The sequence below is a fragment of the Micromonospora sp. NPDC049107 genome (assembly GCF_040648595.1).
GTDB lineage: Bacteria > Actinomycetota > Actinomycetes > Mycobacteriales > Micromonosporaceae > Micromonospora.
In genome coordinates, this window is the sequence record NZ_JBEZEC010000001.1 from 668,409 (window position 1) to 684,342 (window position 15,934).

Genomic DNA, 15,934 nt, shown 5'->3' on the forward strand with positions numbered 1-15,934 from the left:
CCGGTGGGGGGCGCGGGGGGGGGGGGGCCGCGGGGGGGCGGGGGTGGGCTCCCCCAAACCCCCCCCCCCCCCCCCGCGCGCCGGGGGGGGGGGGGGGGGGGGGGGGGGCCCCCCCCCCCCCCCCGACCGAGGGGATGAGCCGCACTCGTTGCCACGCGAGGACCGGCTCGCACTTAAACATATATGCCTAAGTGGTCAGCCGCAACGCTTAGTTGTCTGGCCAGTGCGTGTCGTGATCAAATTGGCGTGCCACGCGAGGAGTGCCATGCCACAGACACCGGACTACATCCGGATCTCGGAAGAGATCATCGGGGACCTGCGCAGCGGGAAGGTCAAGCCGGGGGACAAGTTGCCCTCGATCGCTGACATGTCCGACCGCTTCGATGTCAGCTCGTCCACCATTCAGATGGTCTACGTCCGCTTGGAAGCGCTGCGGGTCATCCGGCGGCACCAGGGCAAGGGCGTCTTCGTGACCGACCCGAAGACCTGGATGCGGGAGCCGTAGGTGGCGTGGGACATCTCGGAACACGCCGCCTACGCGGGCGGTCTCGCCACCCGTGTGGCAGACCTGCGGCAGCGTTTTCCGGACGCACTCGTGACGTGCGACGTTGACGGAAACTTCTCCGGGCCCGAACTCATCTGCTGGAACGCACACCCTCGCAAGATCTGGGTGTGGGTGTTCGAGTCGGATGATGCTGCGGGGGCGCGGCGAGCTTCGGCCCGGCTGGAGCAGTTCATCGCGGCCCCGCACGAGCTGACCGATGTCGTGGACAAGCCGGTGGTGGCCGGCCCGAACGACGTCTTCGACAAGGAGTCCGTCACCGCGTCCAGTTACTTCGACGTGGATGGGCGGATCGAGGTCCGGAACGGGCCCACCGACGGCATTCAGCTGTTCCGGGCCTTCCGTATCGATGACTTTGACGACATTGCCAACCGGGTCGCGATCAACCTCGTGCTCGGCGCCGCGTACAAGGCGGACCGTGACTCCCGAAGGGCGCTGGGTTTCCGGCGTGCCGGTCTCCCCGTGCACTCGCCAGGTGACGAGCGCGTTTGACAGGTCCCGCCTACCACATCGAGGCGCGGTCTGGGACGTCGTCCACAGGAGTGCGCGCTGTCCACAGGGGCACCCGCGCGGCCGGTGTGCCGGGGCGCGGTACGGCAGGTTCGGCCCATGGACTCGCGACTGTGCGCGCTCGTGGCTTCCGGTGGTGGGGTGTGCACCTGGCGGGAGATGGTGCGGGCGGCACCCGAGTGGACGGTTCAGGCCGCGTGCCGGGCTGGTCGGCTGGTCCGGGCGCTGCCCGGGGTCTACCTGGACGCCACCCTGCTCTCCCGGACGAGCACCGCGGAACCGCTCCTGGCCCGCGTCGAACCCGAAGTGGCGCGGCGGGCGGCTCTCGCGTACGCCGACGGTCGGAGTGCGCTCTGCCGGCTGACCGCGCTCGACGTGTGGGGCCTGCGCCGCCAGCCACCCGGCGAGCCGGTGTACGTGGACGTACCGATCGGCTCGGGTCTGCGTGGCCGGCCCGGGTTGATTCTGCGTCACCGCACGGGATTCGCGGCCGAACCGCCGCAGGTGGTGGTACGAGGTGGGTTCCCCGTGACGCGACTCGACCGGACCCTGGTGGACTGTTGGCCGCTGCCGCCACCGGGCGACCGTCCCGGGCCGGTCATCCGCGCGGTGAACGACCGGCGCACCACACCGCAGCGACTCGTCGCCGCCCTGGCCGAGGAGCCCCGGTTGACCGACCGCGCGGCGCTGCGTGGCCTGGTGGACCGGCTCGCCGCCGGCTGCCGTAGCCCGCTGGAGATCTGGGGCCACGATCACGTGTTCACGGGGGCGGGCATGCCGGCGTTCGTCCGCCAGGCACCGGTGCGAGTCGGCGGTCGGACCATCTACCTTGACATGCTCGCCGAGGCCGAGCGCGTCAACGTCGAGCTGGACGGTGCCACCAGCCACGGTGACCCGGCCAAACGCGAGATCGACCTCCGCCGCGACGCCCTGCTGGCAACCACGGGAATCCTCGTCGTCCGCTTCACCCACCGTCGCCTGCTGGCGAACCCCGCCGAGGTCCGCCAGCAGACCCTGGCGATCCTGGCCAGCCGCCGCTCATCCTGATGATCACTTGATGGTGACCAGTTCTCCGGGACCTCTGACAACTGGTCACCATCAAGTGATCATGCAAAGCCGCGTCAGGGGGTTGTGGCGAAGGCTAGGGCGCCGCAGGCGGCGATCAGGAGGAACAGGGTCAGCAGGATGAGGCTCACGATCGCGCCGGGGCGTTGGATGACCGGCTTGCCGGGGTCGAGGGGCGCGGGCAGGTGCGCCGCGACGCCCGGCGTCGGCTGGGGCGGGGCGAGCCGCAGGATGCGCCGCAACCGGAAGCGGTCGAAGCCGAGGAAGATCGGAATGCCGATGATGCCGATTCCCCACCAGCCGGCCAGCAGGGTCTTGTTGGTGTGGTGGCGGTACAGCGAGAGGCCGCAGGCGCGGCACATCCAGCCGCGTTGGGAGGAGACGACGTACAGGATCACGATGCTCGTCATCGACTGGAACGAGACCCGCGCGGCGGGGTGACTGCCGCAGAACTGGCACTCCCCGTCGGCGGGTGGCCGCAGGGCAGGGGGTGGCACGGGCGCGGGAGTGGGCATTGTCGACATTGATGACTCCGAGACTCAGGCGGCCGGCGTGGGGTAGCGGTCCCCGCCGTACTGGCGCAGCGCGGCCGCGACCTCGTCGCGCGACTGCCGGGTGTTCCGCAGGTCGGCGACGCGGTAGCCGCGCAGGCCGGTCAGCTCGACGTCGGGCGGCACCGCGCGCTGCGTCTGGTCGGCCACCCAGACGGTGAGCATGCTCGGCTTCTCCAGCTTGCCGGCGTTCGGCTTCTTCTCGATCGCCACCCGGGTCACCTCCGACCACCCGAACTCGGTGGTGTTCGGTCCCTTGGTCCAGGTGATGCCCTGCTCACCGATGCGGACGGCGAACGCCTCGCGGCTCTCCCGCACCGCGCCGAGGCCGCCGATCAGGGCCAGCGCCGCCATCGCGTACCCGACCCAGTTGCCGAAGGTGAACTCCTGGTTCATCATCGCCAGCAGTTCCGGCGAGAACAGCAGGACGACGGCGAGCACCAGCAGCGCGGGGCCTTTCGCGTACGGCTTCCAGTTGCGTTCAAGTTGCATCGTGCGTTCCTCCCCCGTGCCTTCCCTGGCGGAAGGACGGAAGGATGCTAACCACTCGCGATCAAGATTTGGTGACCCGGTGGTGAAGAAGGTCGCCGATCCAGCGCGCGGCCTCCCGCTGGGCGGCGAGCAGGTGCTCGCGGGCGTCCGCCATCTCCTGGTCCGCGTCCTCGTCGAGGCGGTCGCCGAGGATCGTCGCCCACCGCCGGCTCAACTCCTCGGCGTACGTCGCCCGGCGCATCTGCTCGTCGAACTGGTACTCCATCCGCACCATCGCGTCGACGTGGGGTCGTAGCGCCGGCATCATCCGCTCGTCGAGGCGTACGGCGGCGTCGGGTCGGCAGGTCACGAGGACGTCCCCGCGCCGGTAGGACCACTCCGGGTCCCCGGCGAGCGCCCGCTGCAACGCCACCTCCAGATCGGCGGCCCGGTGCGGGGGCAGGTCCCGGGCGGCATCGGCGGCGAGCCGGGTCAGTCGCTGGACGGCGTTCGGCTGGAAGTACCCCACGTACCAGTTCAGCACCTCGGCCCGCAGGCTCGCCGGTGACGACCAGGCGAAGGTGGCGCGGACGTAGAACGAGTAGACGTACCCCTGCGCGGGCACCGCGATCAGCCGGGGCGCGTCGCGCTGCTCGACCAGCGGGCCGGGCGGAGACGGGCCGGCGCCGACGCCGACGGGGGCCTCGTCCTGGAGCGCGGCCACCAGCCGGTCCCACGTGCGCGCCCACCACCGCCAGCCGCGCACGCTGCCGTTCCGGGTGATCCTCAGCGCGCGGACGACCCGCTGCCGCCACAGATCCGCGGGCCTCGGTTCCTGCTCGGGAGCGTCCGTCATGGCACCCCTTCACGGTCACGGGTCCGCGCGCCCGCAGCTCACGTTAACAACGGATGACCGAAATGCCCGCCGCCGCGCCGATGTGCGACACAATGCCGGTTGCCCGCGGTTCACCGGGCATTGTGGAGCAGTTGGGCCGACGGGACTGTCGCCGACCGCGGGCAACGGCCAGACTGAGCGCGACCCGCCACTCACGTGGATCGATGGATCGGATGGTCTGGAGGCAGCCTGTGTCCACCCTCGTGTCCCCGCTTGCCACGCTCGGCGCGATCCGCCGGCGTACCACCACCCTCGCCCTGCTCCTCGCCCTGGTCGCCGCCGCGCTGGTCGGCCCGTCCGTGCTCACCCCACGGCTGACGGACTCCGCGTCGGCGGCGGTCTACAGCTCCTGCACCATCAGCCGCTGCGCGGACGCGCGCACCGCACGTTCCGGCTGGTCCGCCAAGGGCTTCCCGACCAGCCGCGGCTGGTACTCCTGGAGTGGCGGGCTGTCCAACTTCGCCGGTGGCCGGTTCTACAACTACGAGGGTCAACTGCCCACGAACGCCACCTACTACGAGTACGACGTGTATCCCCGCACCCAGGGCGCGGCCCGCGACGCGTACCGGATCGTGGTGAATCGCAGCACGGGCGTCACCTGGTTCTCGCCCAACCACTACACCGACTTCTACCGGCTCTGACCGACCCGGTGGCCAGCCGGTCCAGGAGGCACCCGCATGGACGACGCTGAGCAGGTTGGCGCGGTGGTACTGGCCGGGGCGGCGGCCCGCACCCGACCCGCGCTCTTCGCCACGCTGGCGGAGGCGCTGGCCCTGCCGGCGTACCTGGGCGACACCTGGGACGCCCTCGCCGACGTGCTCCGGGACCGGCTGGACGCCGGCCCGCTGGCCCTGCTGGTCACCGACGCCGGTCAGCTCCTCGCCGACGAGCCGCCCGGCCAGCACGCGCTGCTGAGGTCCGTGCTCGACGACCTCGCCAGCACCGCCCCGCACCCGCTGCGCGTGGTCCTGCGCCCCTGAGGTCGCGATCGGTCACCGGTCGGGCTGCCGACAGTTCGGCCGGTGACCGGTGCGGTGACGGTGGCGGTGACGCTCGGGTGACGGCCCTTTCGCGATCCTCGTGCCGGACCGGGCGGTGTGCCCCGGCGTGGGCAGCGGGGAGGCCGCAGCGGTGGACTTCGTCGACGGTGTGCTGGTGCGGTTGGCCGACCCGGGCACCCGCGCCGCGCTCTTCGACGACGCCTCGCTGGCCCACCTGGTCGAGGCCGCGTACGACACCGAGGCGATGCCCGTCGCGCCCCCGTACGCGGCCGTCTTCGACGAGCTGACCCTCGGCTTCGCCGCCGCGCCGGTGACCCTCGCCGAGGGGGAGTGGCTGGGCGAGGGTGGCACGGCCCGTACCGAGCTGCGCGTGCGTCTGCACGGACTCGGCGGGTCGGCGCTGCGCATCGACGCGCTCTGGCGGGGGAGCCTCGTGGTGCGCACGAGCGCCGCCCGGGACCGGGTCGAGGACCTCGACGTGGCGACGCCGGCCTTCGACGTCGACCCGCAGATCATCGCCGACCTGGGCGCGTTGCCGGCCGATCCGACGCTGCTGGAGACCGAGCGCCGTACCCGACTGGTGGCCCGGCTGCGGGCGGGCCTGCACCAGCCCGCCGCCTTCACCGACGCGCACCTGGACCGGCTGCTCGCCGGTGTCGGCGCGGCGAACGCCGGTGACCTGGTGGACCGGATGCGCGGGCAGGCCGCCGGCGCGACCGTGCGGCTGCGCTACGCCGCGCCGCCGGCCACCCCACCCACACCCCGCCCGCTGCCGTTCGCCGCCGCCGTGCTGGTCCGCGACCAGGGTTTCTCCCTGGCCGACCTGCTCGTCGAGACGCGGCTGGTCCGTGCCCGCGCCGAGGAGCTGGGGCTGGACGTGCCCGCGCCGGAGGACGTCCGGCGGCGACACCGGGTGGTCGCCGTGTGGGTGGTGCCCGTCGAGACGTTCGACGACGACGGCTGGCCCGGCGGTGACACCGGCACCGCCGCGCAGAAGCGGGCCGACCGGTTCGCCCGTGCCGGCCAGTGGCTCGCCCGCAGCGGCATCGGGCTCGCCGCCGTCCCGACCTGAGATCAGACCAGCAGCAACTTCGTCCGGGAGGACCCGTGGCACCGACAGCAGCATTCCCGTTCATCGAGGTCCGGATCGTGCCGCCCCCGGCGCCGCTGGCCCAGCGTTCGCCGGGCGTCATCGCCGTGGTGGGCAAGACGCCGTCCACGGCCGACGGTGGGTCCGCCCCGGCCAACACACCGGTCCGGATCGAGACCCTCGACGACGCGGTGACCAACTTCGCCCGCCGACAGGCCGGCAACGTGGTCCGCAACGCCCTCTACAACTCGCTCGAACTGGCGTTCCTGCAGGACCCGCGCCCGGCCAAGGTGTACGGCGTCAAGGTCGCCGGCGACGACTACGCCGCCGCGCTCAGCGGTCTGGAGGCCGCCGACGACGTGACCATGGTGTCGCTGGCCAACGAGTCGACCGTCGGCAACCCTGCCGGCGCGGGCGCGCCCACCGGGCTGCACGCGCTCAAGGCGCACGTGGAGACGATGTCCGCTGCCGGCCAACGCCGCATCGGCTTCGCCATGGTCAACCCGGCGACGGAGAAGAGCCCCACCTACGTCACCGACATCACCACCGCCGCGAACCCGCTCAAGAGCAGCACCAGCCGGATGCTGATGATCGCCGCCCGGGGCGCGGACGGCGACGCGGCCACCGCCGCCATGGCCGCCGTGGCCGGGCTGCCGGTGCACCACAGCATCGTGCTGAAGAAGATCCGCGGGGTGGCCATCCCGGTGGCCAAGCAGTACAGCCCGGCCGAGATCAAGGGCCTCTCCGAGGCCAACCTCACCCCGATCATCGACCCCACGTTGATCACCGGCGAGAGCCTGCACTTCGCCGACGGGCGGCTCTTCACCACCGACGCGAGCCTGCTGCACGTCGACCTGGTACGCACCCTCGATCAGATCGAGTTCATGCTCCGCGCCGGACTCATCGGCCTGGTCGGCGACGCCCGCATCACCAAGCCGGGCATGACCCTGCTCAAGACCCAGGTGGACGGCATCCTCGGCCCGCTCAAGCGGCAGGCCGTGATCGACGACTACCGCATCGAGATCCCCGTGCTGGACATCCTCACCATCCCCGAGGTCGCCCGTACCGCCACCGACACGTCGATCGTCACCACCGCCCGGGCCGACCGCACCGTCGACCTCGTCGTCACCGTCACCTACGGCCCGGCCGTGAGCCGCCTGCTGGTCACGCTCGTGGCCAAGTTCTGACCGGAGGAACCAGACCATGGAGTGGAAGACCCGCCTCGCGGTGCAGTACACCAAGGGCACCGAGACGGTGTTGATCAGCCCGATCGACTCGTTCAGCCCGTCCTTCTCGCTCAACGTCGAGGCGCTGCACTCGTGCGAGGTGACCCACATGGGCGCCATCCACGCGCCCGTGTCGATGAACTTCACGATGACCGTCAAGGCGATCGGGGACGTCGCCGGCCGGCTCACCAAACTGGCCCTCGACGGCGAGCTGTTCGACATCGCGCTGCTGGAGCACACCGGCGACGACTGGGCGTTCTCGTCCTTCGTGTTGCAGGACTGCCTGATCACCAGCGCCACCCCGACCACCGCCACCATCTCCGGCGCGCCGGCCGCGACGTTCAGCGGCTTCAGCCTGGCGGCCTCGGTCGACCCGAAGACCGGCGACCCGTCCGTCCTGCCGTAACCGCACCAGGATCAACCGGAGGTAACAGATGGCGACCGGAGCTGGCCGTGCCGCCCGGGTCACCCGTACCGGGCTGGCCCTGGTGCACGCGGGCGAGCTGGTGTTGCCGGCGGCCGGCAGCGAGGCCGAGGCCGAGCAGGTGACCGAGGACGATCGCGCCGTCATCGCGTACCACTTCCCGGTGGAGATCGAGGTGGTCGCGGCCGGCGGCGCGTTCGACGCCGACGCGCTCGCGGACCTCGCGCTGGCCCGCCTCGCCGAGCACCTGGACGGGCGGTTCTGACGGTGGCCATCTCGGTGCACGTGCCGGTGCGGATCCGGCTGGACGCGCGGTCGGTGACCGAGCGGCCGGAGGCCGTCACCGACGCGCTCGCCGCCGCCCTGGCCCGCGCCCTGGAACGCTCCCGCCAGGAGGCGGTCGCGCCACACGGCGGCTACCTGGAGGTACGCACCGACGCGCCGGAGTTCCGCTGGACCGGCGCGGCCCGGGAGCACGTGACGCCGGACGAGCGGCGTGCCTTCGAGGCCCGGCTGCGCCGGCGCGTCGACGAGGTCGTCGCCGCCGCGCGGCTCGACCCGGGCCTGCCGCCCGGGGTGCCCCTGCCGCTGAGCGAACCGGCCACCGAGCTGTTCGACCCGCAGCGGATGCGCCACCTGCTCGCCGTGTACCGGGTGCCGTCCTACGACGCCGGTGGGGACGCCGCCGAGGTGCCGGTGGACGGCCCCGAGCCGCCGCGGGTGACCTACCAGTGGCTGCTGCGCCCGGCCGCCTACCTGGCCGGTCACTTCGCCGAGCTGGCCCGCGAGGCGGTACGCCAGCACGGCGGCCTCCCGTCGGGCGCCCCGCAGGGGATCATCGCCCGGGTCATCGACGTGGACGGCCGCCCGGTCTGGGCGATCATGGTGACCACCACTCCACTGTCGGTCCTGACCTTCGAGCAGTTCGGCGAGACGGTGTTCCGGGCCACCCCGCAACCCCACTTCGAGGTCGAGGCGCGGGTGCCCAGCCCGCAACCCGGGACGGTGCAGCGGCGGCCGGTCGCCGACCGCAGCGCCCTGGTCGCCATGGTGGACGAGGAGTTGAGCGGCGACATCCGGCGGCGGCTGCGGATCGCCTCGCCGCGCGGCGAGACCACCAGCGTCGAGGAGTACCAGGCGCAGATCGAGCGGGCCGTCGACGCCGAGGTGACGCGGCGGGTCGACGCGATCCTCGCGTCGGTGGGCGGGGCCACGCCGACCAGCCTGGTGGTGGTCGACATCGGCGGCGTCTCCCTGTTGCTGGTCAGCACCGAGGAGACCGACGCCACGCTGCACTTCACCGGCACGGCCAACCTGTTGCCGATCAGCGTCGAGCAGCGCCCGGCCGCCCCGCCCGATCCGAACGCGCCGTCCGGCGGCGGGGCCGGCACGGGCACCGGAGTCGGCACGGGGAACGGAGCCGGCGGCGGAGCGGGCAGCGGCCCGGGTGGCGGTGGACCGGGCGGAACCGGTTCGGGCGGCCTCGGCACGGGTAGCGGTCCCGGTGGCGGGGCCGGTGGCACCGGCGACGGTGGCACCGCCGCCCGGCGGGGCGGTTTCGTCTTCGACCCGAGCAGCCCCAGCGCACCGCCGGGCGTAGAGGGGCGGCGGTTCCCCGCCGTCGGGGCGGGGCACTCCACGATGCCCGCCTGCGCGTCGTTCAACGAGGAGCCGGAGCTGGCCGCGCTCGGCCCGGACGGCGACGAGCTGCGCCGACTGATGGACGACATCGCGTTCCGGTTGCAGATGGGCGAGCCGTGCCGTTACCCGGCGAACTTCTGCCTCCAGGCCGCCGCCGTGCTGCGCGGCCGGGCCGCCGCGATCAGCCTGCTCGTCGGCTCGGCCGAGCGGGAGGCGTTCACCCGGCCGGTGCCCGAGGGCAGCGGGCGACTCGGCCCGCTGGACTTCCGACCGGTCGCCTCGCCGGCCGTGCAGTTCCTGCGTCACCTGGCCGGCGTCGTGCCCCGCCTCGACCATCTCGCCCAACTCGTCATGCGCCGCTACCGCCAGCCCGAGCACTTCGCGCGGATCCAGGGCGGCTGGATCGACACGTCCGCGTCCTGGAACCTGCACTTCGCGCAGGCGCTCAGCCCGGCCGTGAACGCCGCGGTGGGTGAGCTGTTCGTCGTCGGCAGCCAGGCCATGCTGGTGCAACTCCTGCTCAGCTCGCGGAACGGTATCGAGGCGCGGATCGCCCGCTTCGAGGCGTACGCGCCGATCTTCGAGCGGTTGATCGTCTCCCAGCTCACCGACTACGCCGAGTTGCAGGGGCTGCGCGAGCGGCTGCGCCGCCACGAGGCCGCCCGGTGGACGCAGGAGCACACCGACGTCGGCGGCGGCGCCGTCGCCACGCTGAGCGTGCTGAACCCGTCCACCGCCTGGTACGGGGCCGCCCGCGCCATCTCCAGCGCGTTCCTCGCCGCCGAGGCGGCCCTGACCAGTCCCGGCGCGGCCGGCGAGATCGTCGAACGCGACGGCGTCACCCGCATCCGCGACTCGCACGCGGTGCTCTGGACCCTGGCCGAGATCGAACAGGCGCTGGTTATCCAGCGCGGCGAGGCCGAGGGCGTCGACCCGCTGGTCAAGCAGATCAGCGACCTGCCCGACGTGCTGGCCCGCTTCGCCGGCAACCGGTCGGCGATCCGCGACGAGCTGTGGCGGGTGTTGCAGGACATGCGACGCCACAACACCGAGATGCTCGGCCGCGCCCGCACCGACGCGCACTTCGCCTTCCGGTCCAGCCGGATCAGCGAACACATTCCGTCGGCCACTATCGCCGGCGGACGCTACGCGTTGCAGGGCATCCATCTCGTCACCCACCAGCAGCTCGGCGAGTTCTTCGGCGGCAACCCCTACTACACCACCGGCGTCGACAGCCTGTTCAGCACCGAGCTGGGCCGGGAGGCGCTGAGCGCGTTCGCCGTCATGGTGGGGATCATCGCGCTGTCGCTGCTCTGCCCGCCGCTGGGCTTCGTGGTCGGGGTCGCCGTCGCCGCCGTCGACGTGGCACACGCCCACCAACGCGAGCGCCTCTACTCCTCGATGCTGGACCCGGAGCTGGTGCTCACCCGCACCGAGGTCGAGGTCGAGCTGTTCGCCGCGTACCTCGGGTTGGCGATGTCGCTGATCCCGGAGGCCGGCACCATCGGCGGCGCGGCCGTGCGCGGCGGCCGGGTCGCGCTGCGCTTCGGCGTCCGCGCGGGGCTGCGCGCCGCCCGGGGGTACGTGGTACGCCGGGTCACCCGGCAGATCGTCGAGGCCGCGTCCCGCGACCTGCTGCAGGGGTTCCTCACCGAGATCCTGCTCAACGAGGTGCTGGAACGTGTCGTGCAGAAGCTGATGGAGCCGATCCTCGCGTACGTGGAGCGCGAGGCGATGCTCAGCGGCGCGGTCGGCGGCCCGGAGGGGGCCCGGTTCATCCTCATGGTGCTCGACTCGCAGCCCGGCGGTGCCGCCGCCGGCCCGCGGGTGCCGGTGGTGCGGCCGTGACCGGGCCCCGCCGGTTCCGCGCCGGCCGGTTCCTCGACGCCGCCGCCGTGCACGCCGCCGCCGACGCGAACCCCCGCCTGCGGCGCTTCATGCGGACCATCGCCGAGCACAGCGAGGCCGGCGAGGTGCGCTCCCGGCGGCTGCTGGAACACCTCATCCGCCGCATCGTCGACGACGTCGGCGACCTGCACCTGGGCAACGCGCTCAACCGGCTGGAACGCATCGCCGTGCTGCGCGACAACATCGCCGCGATCCTCGACCACGTGCTGGAGGGCGGCACCCTGCCCGAGGGGGTGCGGGTGGCCACCCTCGGCGAGTACTTCGACCAGCTCAGCACCGAGATGCGCGAGCTGAGCCGACCCCGCGAGGGCATCGTCGGTGACGCGCCGCTGCGGCTGGCCGACGACGCGGGCGCGTACGCCGACTCGCTGCTGCGGGAGTTCGACGGCGGCGGCTCGGCCGGCCGGCACGTCGAGCCGGCCGCGATCGTCGGGGACGCGTTCCGGGCCATGCCGGCGGACCGGCAGGCGGCGCTGCGCCGGGCCGCCGAGCTGGAACCGGCCGCGCTGTGGCGCGCTGTCGCCGCCGAGAGTGAGGCCGGCAAACGGTCCGCCGTCGCCGACCTCCAGGCCCGTCTCGGCGGCCGGCTCACCCCCGACGAGCTGGCCCGGCTGCGCACCGCCGTCGACGACCTCGGCCGGGCGCGCTCGCGTGGCCTGCAGATGAGCGACGCCCGGCTCGCCGACGCCCTCGCCCGGATCGGCGATCCGGACCTGCGGGCCGTGGTGGCCGGCGGTGACGTCTGGCTCACCCAGCAGCTCGCCGTGCACAACCCCGAAGCGCTGGCCACCCTGTGGCGGCGCTTCCGCGACGGCGGTGGACGCGCCGACGACGGCCCCGGCTTCCGCCGCTACCTGCGGCACGACATGGTCACCTACGGCCGGGGCGTCCTCGGCGAGTACAGCGCGGCGTTCTCGCTGAGCAGCATCGAGCTGTTCCTCAAGGGACCGGACGCCAACGTCAAGGTCGCCGGCACCGACCTCGTCGGCATCGGCCACGACGGCTGGGTGTGGCTCGTCGACGACAAGTCGCACCGGGCCGCCAGCGTCAGCGGGGTCAGCGCGCTCACCGACAACCTCGTGGTCAACCTGCGCCGCGACGCCGCCGACTTCCGCGAGGCGATCGCCCGCCTCCAGCGCGACGACCCCGGCTTCACCCCCGATCCGCGCATCCTCGACGCGATCTCCCGGATGGAGGACGCCGCCGCCGAGATCGACCGGATCAACCGGCGCGGCTCCGCGTCCACCCGGCCCGCCCGCATCAGCGCCGCCCTGGCCGAGCGCCGGCTGCGGCTGCGGGTCACCAGCGCCGCGGGCGAGGTCCGCGAGATCACCCAGGCGCTGCGCGACCTCGGCCTGGCCGTCGAACCCACCGGTACCCCTGTGCCGCTGCCACCCACCGGAGGACGCTGAGCATGGCGATCACCAGCAGCTTCATGCGGTACGGCACGGTGCCGTCGGCGATCATCAGCGACGGGGTGCTGCCGATCCCCCTGTGGGCGGTCACCGCCATCTCCCTGGCGCAGACGTACCACCTGCCGCCGATCGGCTCCACCGCGCACAAGGCCATCGTGGCCACCCACGACGACACCATCACGCTCACCGGCGTGCTCGTCGGCGCGGAACGCTACGCCTGGAAGTTCGCCCTGGAGACGATGGCCGAGGCGAGCAAACGCGGCACCGCCCTGGCGGCGTACTCCGGCGGGAAGTTCGGCGGGCTGATCCTGGTCACCTCCATGACCATCCGCACCGACATGCAGGTGCAGTCGCTGACCTTCAACGCCTCGGCCGCCCGCCGCGACGTCCTGGACACCACCATCACCCTCGTCCACGTGCCCCGTCCCAGCCTGCTCGGCAAGCTGCTCGACGTGGCCAGCATCGGAGTCGGCGCGCTCGCCGACGGGTTGGGCAACTGATGCCACCGTTCCCGATCGACCGCTACCTGCTGCCGGAGACACCGATCGCGGTGCCCGACGGGTTCACCGAGGTGCGGCAGAGCCTCACCGCCGGCCTGCCACACCGCGTCGAGTTGGGCGCGGGCGTGCACGCGGTGCTGATCCTGCCCACCGGCCTGGCCCGACAGTGGCTGTCCACCGACCCGCTCGCCGTGGTGAGCAGCTCCGCCGACGACCTCGCGCCCCGACCCGCGCCGACGGCCACGTCCCGACCACCGGCGCTGGTCGGGCGGGTGCCGCTGCGTCTCGTCGTCCGCCAGGGCACCCGCATCCTCGGCTCCGTGCCGCTCGCCACCGGCCTGCGCCGGGTCTGCCCCGACGCGGGCACACCCACCGCCCCCGGCGTCACCCCGGTCGCCGTCGAGGTGCTGGTGCTGGCCTGGCTGCTGCACGCCGGGACGGTCCGCGGCTCCGGCGACTACGGCTCCCACCTGACCGTGGCCTGGCGGCCCGCCGACCGGGCGGTGGACCAGTTCGGGCCACCACCGATCAACGAGTTCGTCTGGCGTCGCCGGCCGCCCGCGCAGCGCGTCGAATCCGACCTCGGTCCCGCCCGGCTGCGCTACCGCTACCTGCTCGACAAGAAGATGCGGAGGGTGCTGCGGTGACGCTCACGCCGTTCCAGACCGGCCAGGTACGCCAGGGCGCCGTCGGCAACGACGCCGGCTGGACCATCACCTTCCACCGGGAGACCCCGACCGGCATCAGCCCGGACGCCGCGCTCACCCTGTCCAGCGCCGACTACTACGCGGCCATCGACGCCGCGCTGCCCGACGGGCTGGGCCCCGGCGCGTACACGGTCACCGTGCAGGGGCTCGTCGACGAACACTTCGCCGCGCTGCGCACCGCCGAGGGGCAACCGCCGCTGGTGGCGAAGCTGCACCTGTACTGGCGCGACGCCAACACCTCCGTCGGCGCGTTCTTCACCAACCTGGTCGGCGTCAACGCCGGCCCGACCCCGGCCGAGCTGACCCAGGCGCTGGTCGCCGTCCTGCGGGTCACGAAGGTGCGCCGGCTCACCGGCGAGCGGACGTACGACACCGAGCTGACCCTCGTCGAGCAGGCGTACGCCCGGCTCGGGCAGCGGGTCGCCGAACGGTTCGAGGCGGCCACGTTCACCGCCGCGATCCGCGCCATCGGCGAGCGGACCCGGGTGGACGTGACCGGATGGGGCGCCAACCCGGACGGCACGATGACCCGGGGCGCGACCGAGGCGGCCGGCGACGAGCGGGTCGCCTTCGGGGCGGGGCTGCTCTACCGTGCCGCCCTGGAACGCCTCGGCGGCGCGTTGCAGCAGTCCCTCAACGCGTACGGGCGGGGGATGCTGCTGATCCGCGACGGCACCGTGCACGTCGGCAAGCGTCCCATCCCGTACCCGGAGGGCGAGCCGAAGCCGCTGACCCTCGCCACCGGTCTGCTGGCCTGCACCGAGAACGGCACCCAGGACACCGACCCGTACGCGGCCACCGAGACCGGCGGCACCGCCGCGCCGCGCCGCCGGGCGTGGACGCTGACCCTCAAGGGCCGCCCCGACCTGAAGCCCGGCGACCTGGTGCGCTTCGACCCGCCCGCCACCGACGAGGCCACCACGCTGGGCAGCGTCGGCGCGGCGCTGCTCGGCTCGTTCGCCGCGCCGTTCGCCCCGTCGACCGGGGAACTGGGCGCGGGGTCGAAGCTGCTCTACCTCAGCGCCGCCCGGCACACGCTGTCGCGTACCGCCGGGTTCGTCACGGTGGTGCAGGGCGTGGAGGTCGCGTCGAGCGCCCAGGCGTGGGACACCTGGAGCGACGCGTCCGGTGTGGGGACCGCCGAGCCGGCCGGCCCGGCGTCGTCGCCCGGGGTGGCCGCCGCCGAGGCGGTGCGCCGGGCCGCCCGCGCGGCCCGGGGTGAGACGCGCGGCCTGGAGATCGGCGAGGTACGCGCGGTCGCCACCAACGCCAGCGGCGCGGTCGAGCCGCCCGCCCAGACCGAGACGGTGTGGGAGGGCCTCGTTCGCCCGGACGGCCGCCCCAACGGCTCCCGCCGCCTGCCGGTACGCCGGCAGCAACCCGCTCCGCTGCCCGGGGTGACCTACCTGACCCCATTCGCCTGGGGCGGGTGCGGGCTGATCCTGCCCCGCTACCCGGGCACCCGGGTGGCGCTGGCCTACCGCAACGGCGCACCGGACGACCCGGTCGAGGTGGGCGCGCTCTGGCCCACCGGGCACGCCCCGGTCTCCGAGCCGGGGGACTGGTGGCTGTCCCTGCCGGTCGGGGTGGCCGACAGCAGCCGCTCGTCCATCGCCGACACGGCAACCCCCGCCGACCACGACGGCAAGGTGGCGCACGACCTCACCGACGGCGACGGCAACCGGGTCATCGAGCTGGGCGAGCTGACCGTGCGGGTGGGTCGGGCCCAGCTCAAGGGTCGCGGCCAGCGCCCGGCGCGCGCCGACGAGGCCGACAGCATCACCATCGAGCACGCCGGCGGCGGGTCCTCGATCGTGATGAAGCAGGACGGCTCGATCACCATCACCGCCACCCAGATCGACCTGGACGCCGGCAACGGCGCGGTGAACATCAGCGGCGGCACGGTCAGCATCGCCGCCGACGACGTCGACGTCCAGGTCAGCAACGCGATGAACGTCCACTGAGGAG

At 73.2% G+C, this 15,934-nt stretch carries 17 protein-coding genes; 14 read left to right on the forward strand and 3 right to left on the reverse strand.

Annotated features, from left to right (window positions below; translation table 11 throughout):
- Positions 1-265: 265 nt before the first annotated feature.
- The 3 genes from AB0B55_RS02825 to AB0B55_RS02835 all read left to right on the forward strand — a co-directional run bounded on the left by AB0B55_RS02825 (position 266) and on the right by AB0B55_RS02835 (position 2,119).
- A complete protein-coding gene (locus tag AB0B55_RS02825) occupies positions 266-505 on the forward strand; it encodes a winged helix-turn-helix domain-containing protein (RefSeq protein ID WP_357118144.1) in 240 nt (79 codons plus the stop codon).
- A complete protein-coding gene (locus AB0B55_RS02830; RefSeq protein ID WP_357169789.1) occupies positions 506-1,054 on the forward strand; it encodes a hypothetical protein in 549 nt (182 codons plus the stop codon). It begins immediately after the preceding gene.
- Positions 1,055-1,171: 117 nt separating this feature from the next.
- Complete coding sequence (locus tag AB0B55_RS02835; protein WP_357169792.1) at positions 1,172-2,119, forward strand: DUF559 domain-containing protein; 948 nt, start codon at positions 1,172-1,174, stop codon at positions 2,117-2,119.
- 74 nt (positions 2,120-2,193) lie between these two features.
- Here the strand turns inward: AB0B55_RS02835 and AB0B55_RS02840 are convergent, their stop codons facing one another.
- From AB0B55_RS02840 to AB0B55_RS02850, 3 genes are all read right to left on the reverse strand, one after another.
- Positions 2,194-2,661, reverse strand: coding sequence for a hypothetical protein (locus AB0B55_RS02840; RefSeq protein ID WP_357118153.1), 468 nt, complete (start codon positions 2,659-2,661; stop codon positions 2,194-2,196).
- 15 nt (positions 2,662-2,676) lie between these two features.
- Complete coding sequence (locus AB0B55_RS02845) at positions 2,677-3,180, reverse strand: hypothetical protein (protein ID WP_357118156.1); 504 nt, start codon at positions 3,178-3,180, stop codon at positions 2,677-2,679.
- Positions 3,181-3,241: 61 nt separating this feature from the next.
- Positions 3,242-4,015, reverse strand: a complete 774-nt coding sequence (locus AB0B55_RS02850) for a hypothetical protein (RefSeq protein WP_357169795.1) — start codon at positions 4,013-4,015, stop codon at positions 3,242-3,244.
- A gap of 230 nt (positions 4,016-4,245) precedes the next feature.
- Here AB0B55_RS02850 and AB0B55_RS02855 point away from each other — a divergent pair, with 230 nt between their 5' ends.
- The 11 genes from AB0B55_RS02855 to AB0B55_RS02905 all read left to right on the forward strand — a co-directional run bounded on the left by AB0B55_RS02855 (position 4,246) and on the right by AB0B55_RS02905 (position 15,930).
- Entirely contained in the window at positions 4,246-4,695 is a 450-nt protein-coding gene (locus AB0B55_RS02855; RefSeq protein WP_357118162.1) for a ribonuclease domain-containing protein, read from the forward strand.
- Positions 4,696-4,731: 36 nt separating this feature from the next.
- Positions 4,732-5,034: a barstar family protein gene (locus AB0B55_RS02860; protein WP_357169798.1), complete on the forward strand. Its 303-nt coding sequence runs from the start codon at positions 4,732-4,734 to the stop codon at positions 5,032-5,034.
- Positions 5,035-5,161: 127 nt separating this feature from the next.
- Positions 5,162-6,127: a hypothetical protein gene (locus AB0B55_RS02865; RefSeq protein WP_357118168.1), complete on the forward strand. Its 966-nt coding sequence runs from the start codon at positions 5,162-5,164 to the stop codon at positions 6,125-6,127.
- 35 nt (positions 6,128-6,162) lie between these two features.
- Entirely contained in the window at positions 6,163-7,332 is a 1,170-nt protein-coding gene (locus tag AB0B55_RS02870; protein ID WP_357118171.1) for a hypothetical protein, read from the forward strand.
- A gap of 16 nt (positions 7,333-7,348) precedes the next feature.
- A complete protein-coding gene (locus AB0B55_RS02875) occupies positions 7,349-7,777 on the forward strand; it encodes a hypothetical protein (protein WP_355051244.1) in 429 nt (142 codons plus the stop codon).
- A 28-nt stretch (positions 7,778-7,805) separates the two neighbouring features.
- On the forward strand, positions 7,806-8,060 hold the full coding sequence (locus AB0B55_RS02880) for a hypothetical protein (RefSeq protein ID WP_357169801.1): 255 nt from the start codon (positions 7,806-7,808) through the stop codon (positions 8,058-8,060).
- A 2-nt stretch (positions 8,061-8,062) separates the two neighbouring features.
- Positions 8,063-11,284: a hypothetical protein gene (locus AB0B55_RS02885; protein WP_357169804.1), complete on the forward strand. Its 3,222-nt coding sequence runs from the start codon at positions 8,063-8,065 to the stop codon at positions 11,282-11,284.
- On the forward strand, positions 11,281-12,756 hold the full coding sequence (locus AB0B55_RS02890) for a hypothetical protein (protein ID WP_357169807.1): 1,476 nt from the start codon (positions 11,281-11,283) through the stop codon (positions 12,754-12,756). Before AB0B55_RS02885 ends, AB0B55_RS02890 begins: the two co-directional genes overlap by 4 nt.
- A 2-nt stretch (positions 12,757-12,758) precedes the next feature.
- Complete coding sequence (locus tag AB0B55_RS02895; protein WP_053659787.1) at positions 12,759-13,259, forward strand: hypothetical protein; 501 nt, start codon at positions 12,759-12,761, stop codon at positions 13,257-13,259.
- Complete coding sequence (locus AB0B55_RS02900; protein ID WP_357169810.1) at positions 13,259-13,906, forward strand: hypothetical protein; 648 nt, start codon at positions 13,259-13,261, stop codon at positions 13,904-13,906. Before AB0B55_RS02895 ends, AB0B55_RS02900 begins: the two co-directional genes overlap by 1 nt.
- Complete coding sequence (locus tag AB0B55_RS02905; protein WP_357169813.1) at positions 13,903-15,930, forward strand: hypothetical protein; 2,028 nt, start codon at positions 13,903-13,905, stop codon at positions 15,928-15,930. The genes AB0B55_RS02900 and AB0B55_RS02905 overlap by 4 nt, the downstream gene beginning before the upstream one ends.
- Positions 15,931-15,934: the final 4 nt, after the last annotated feature.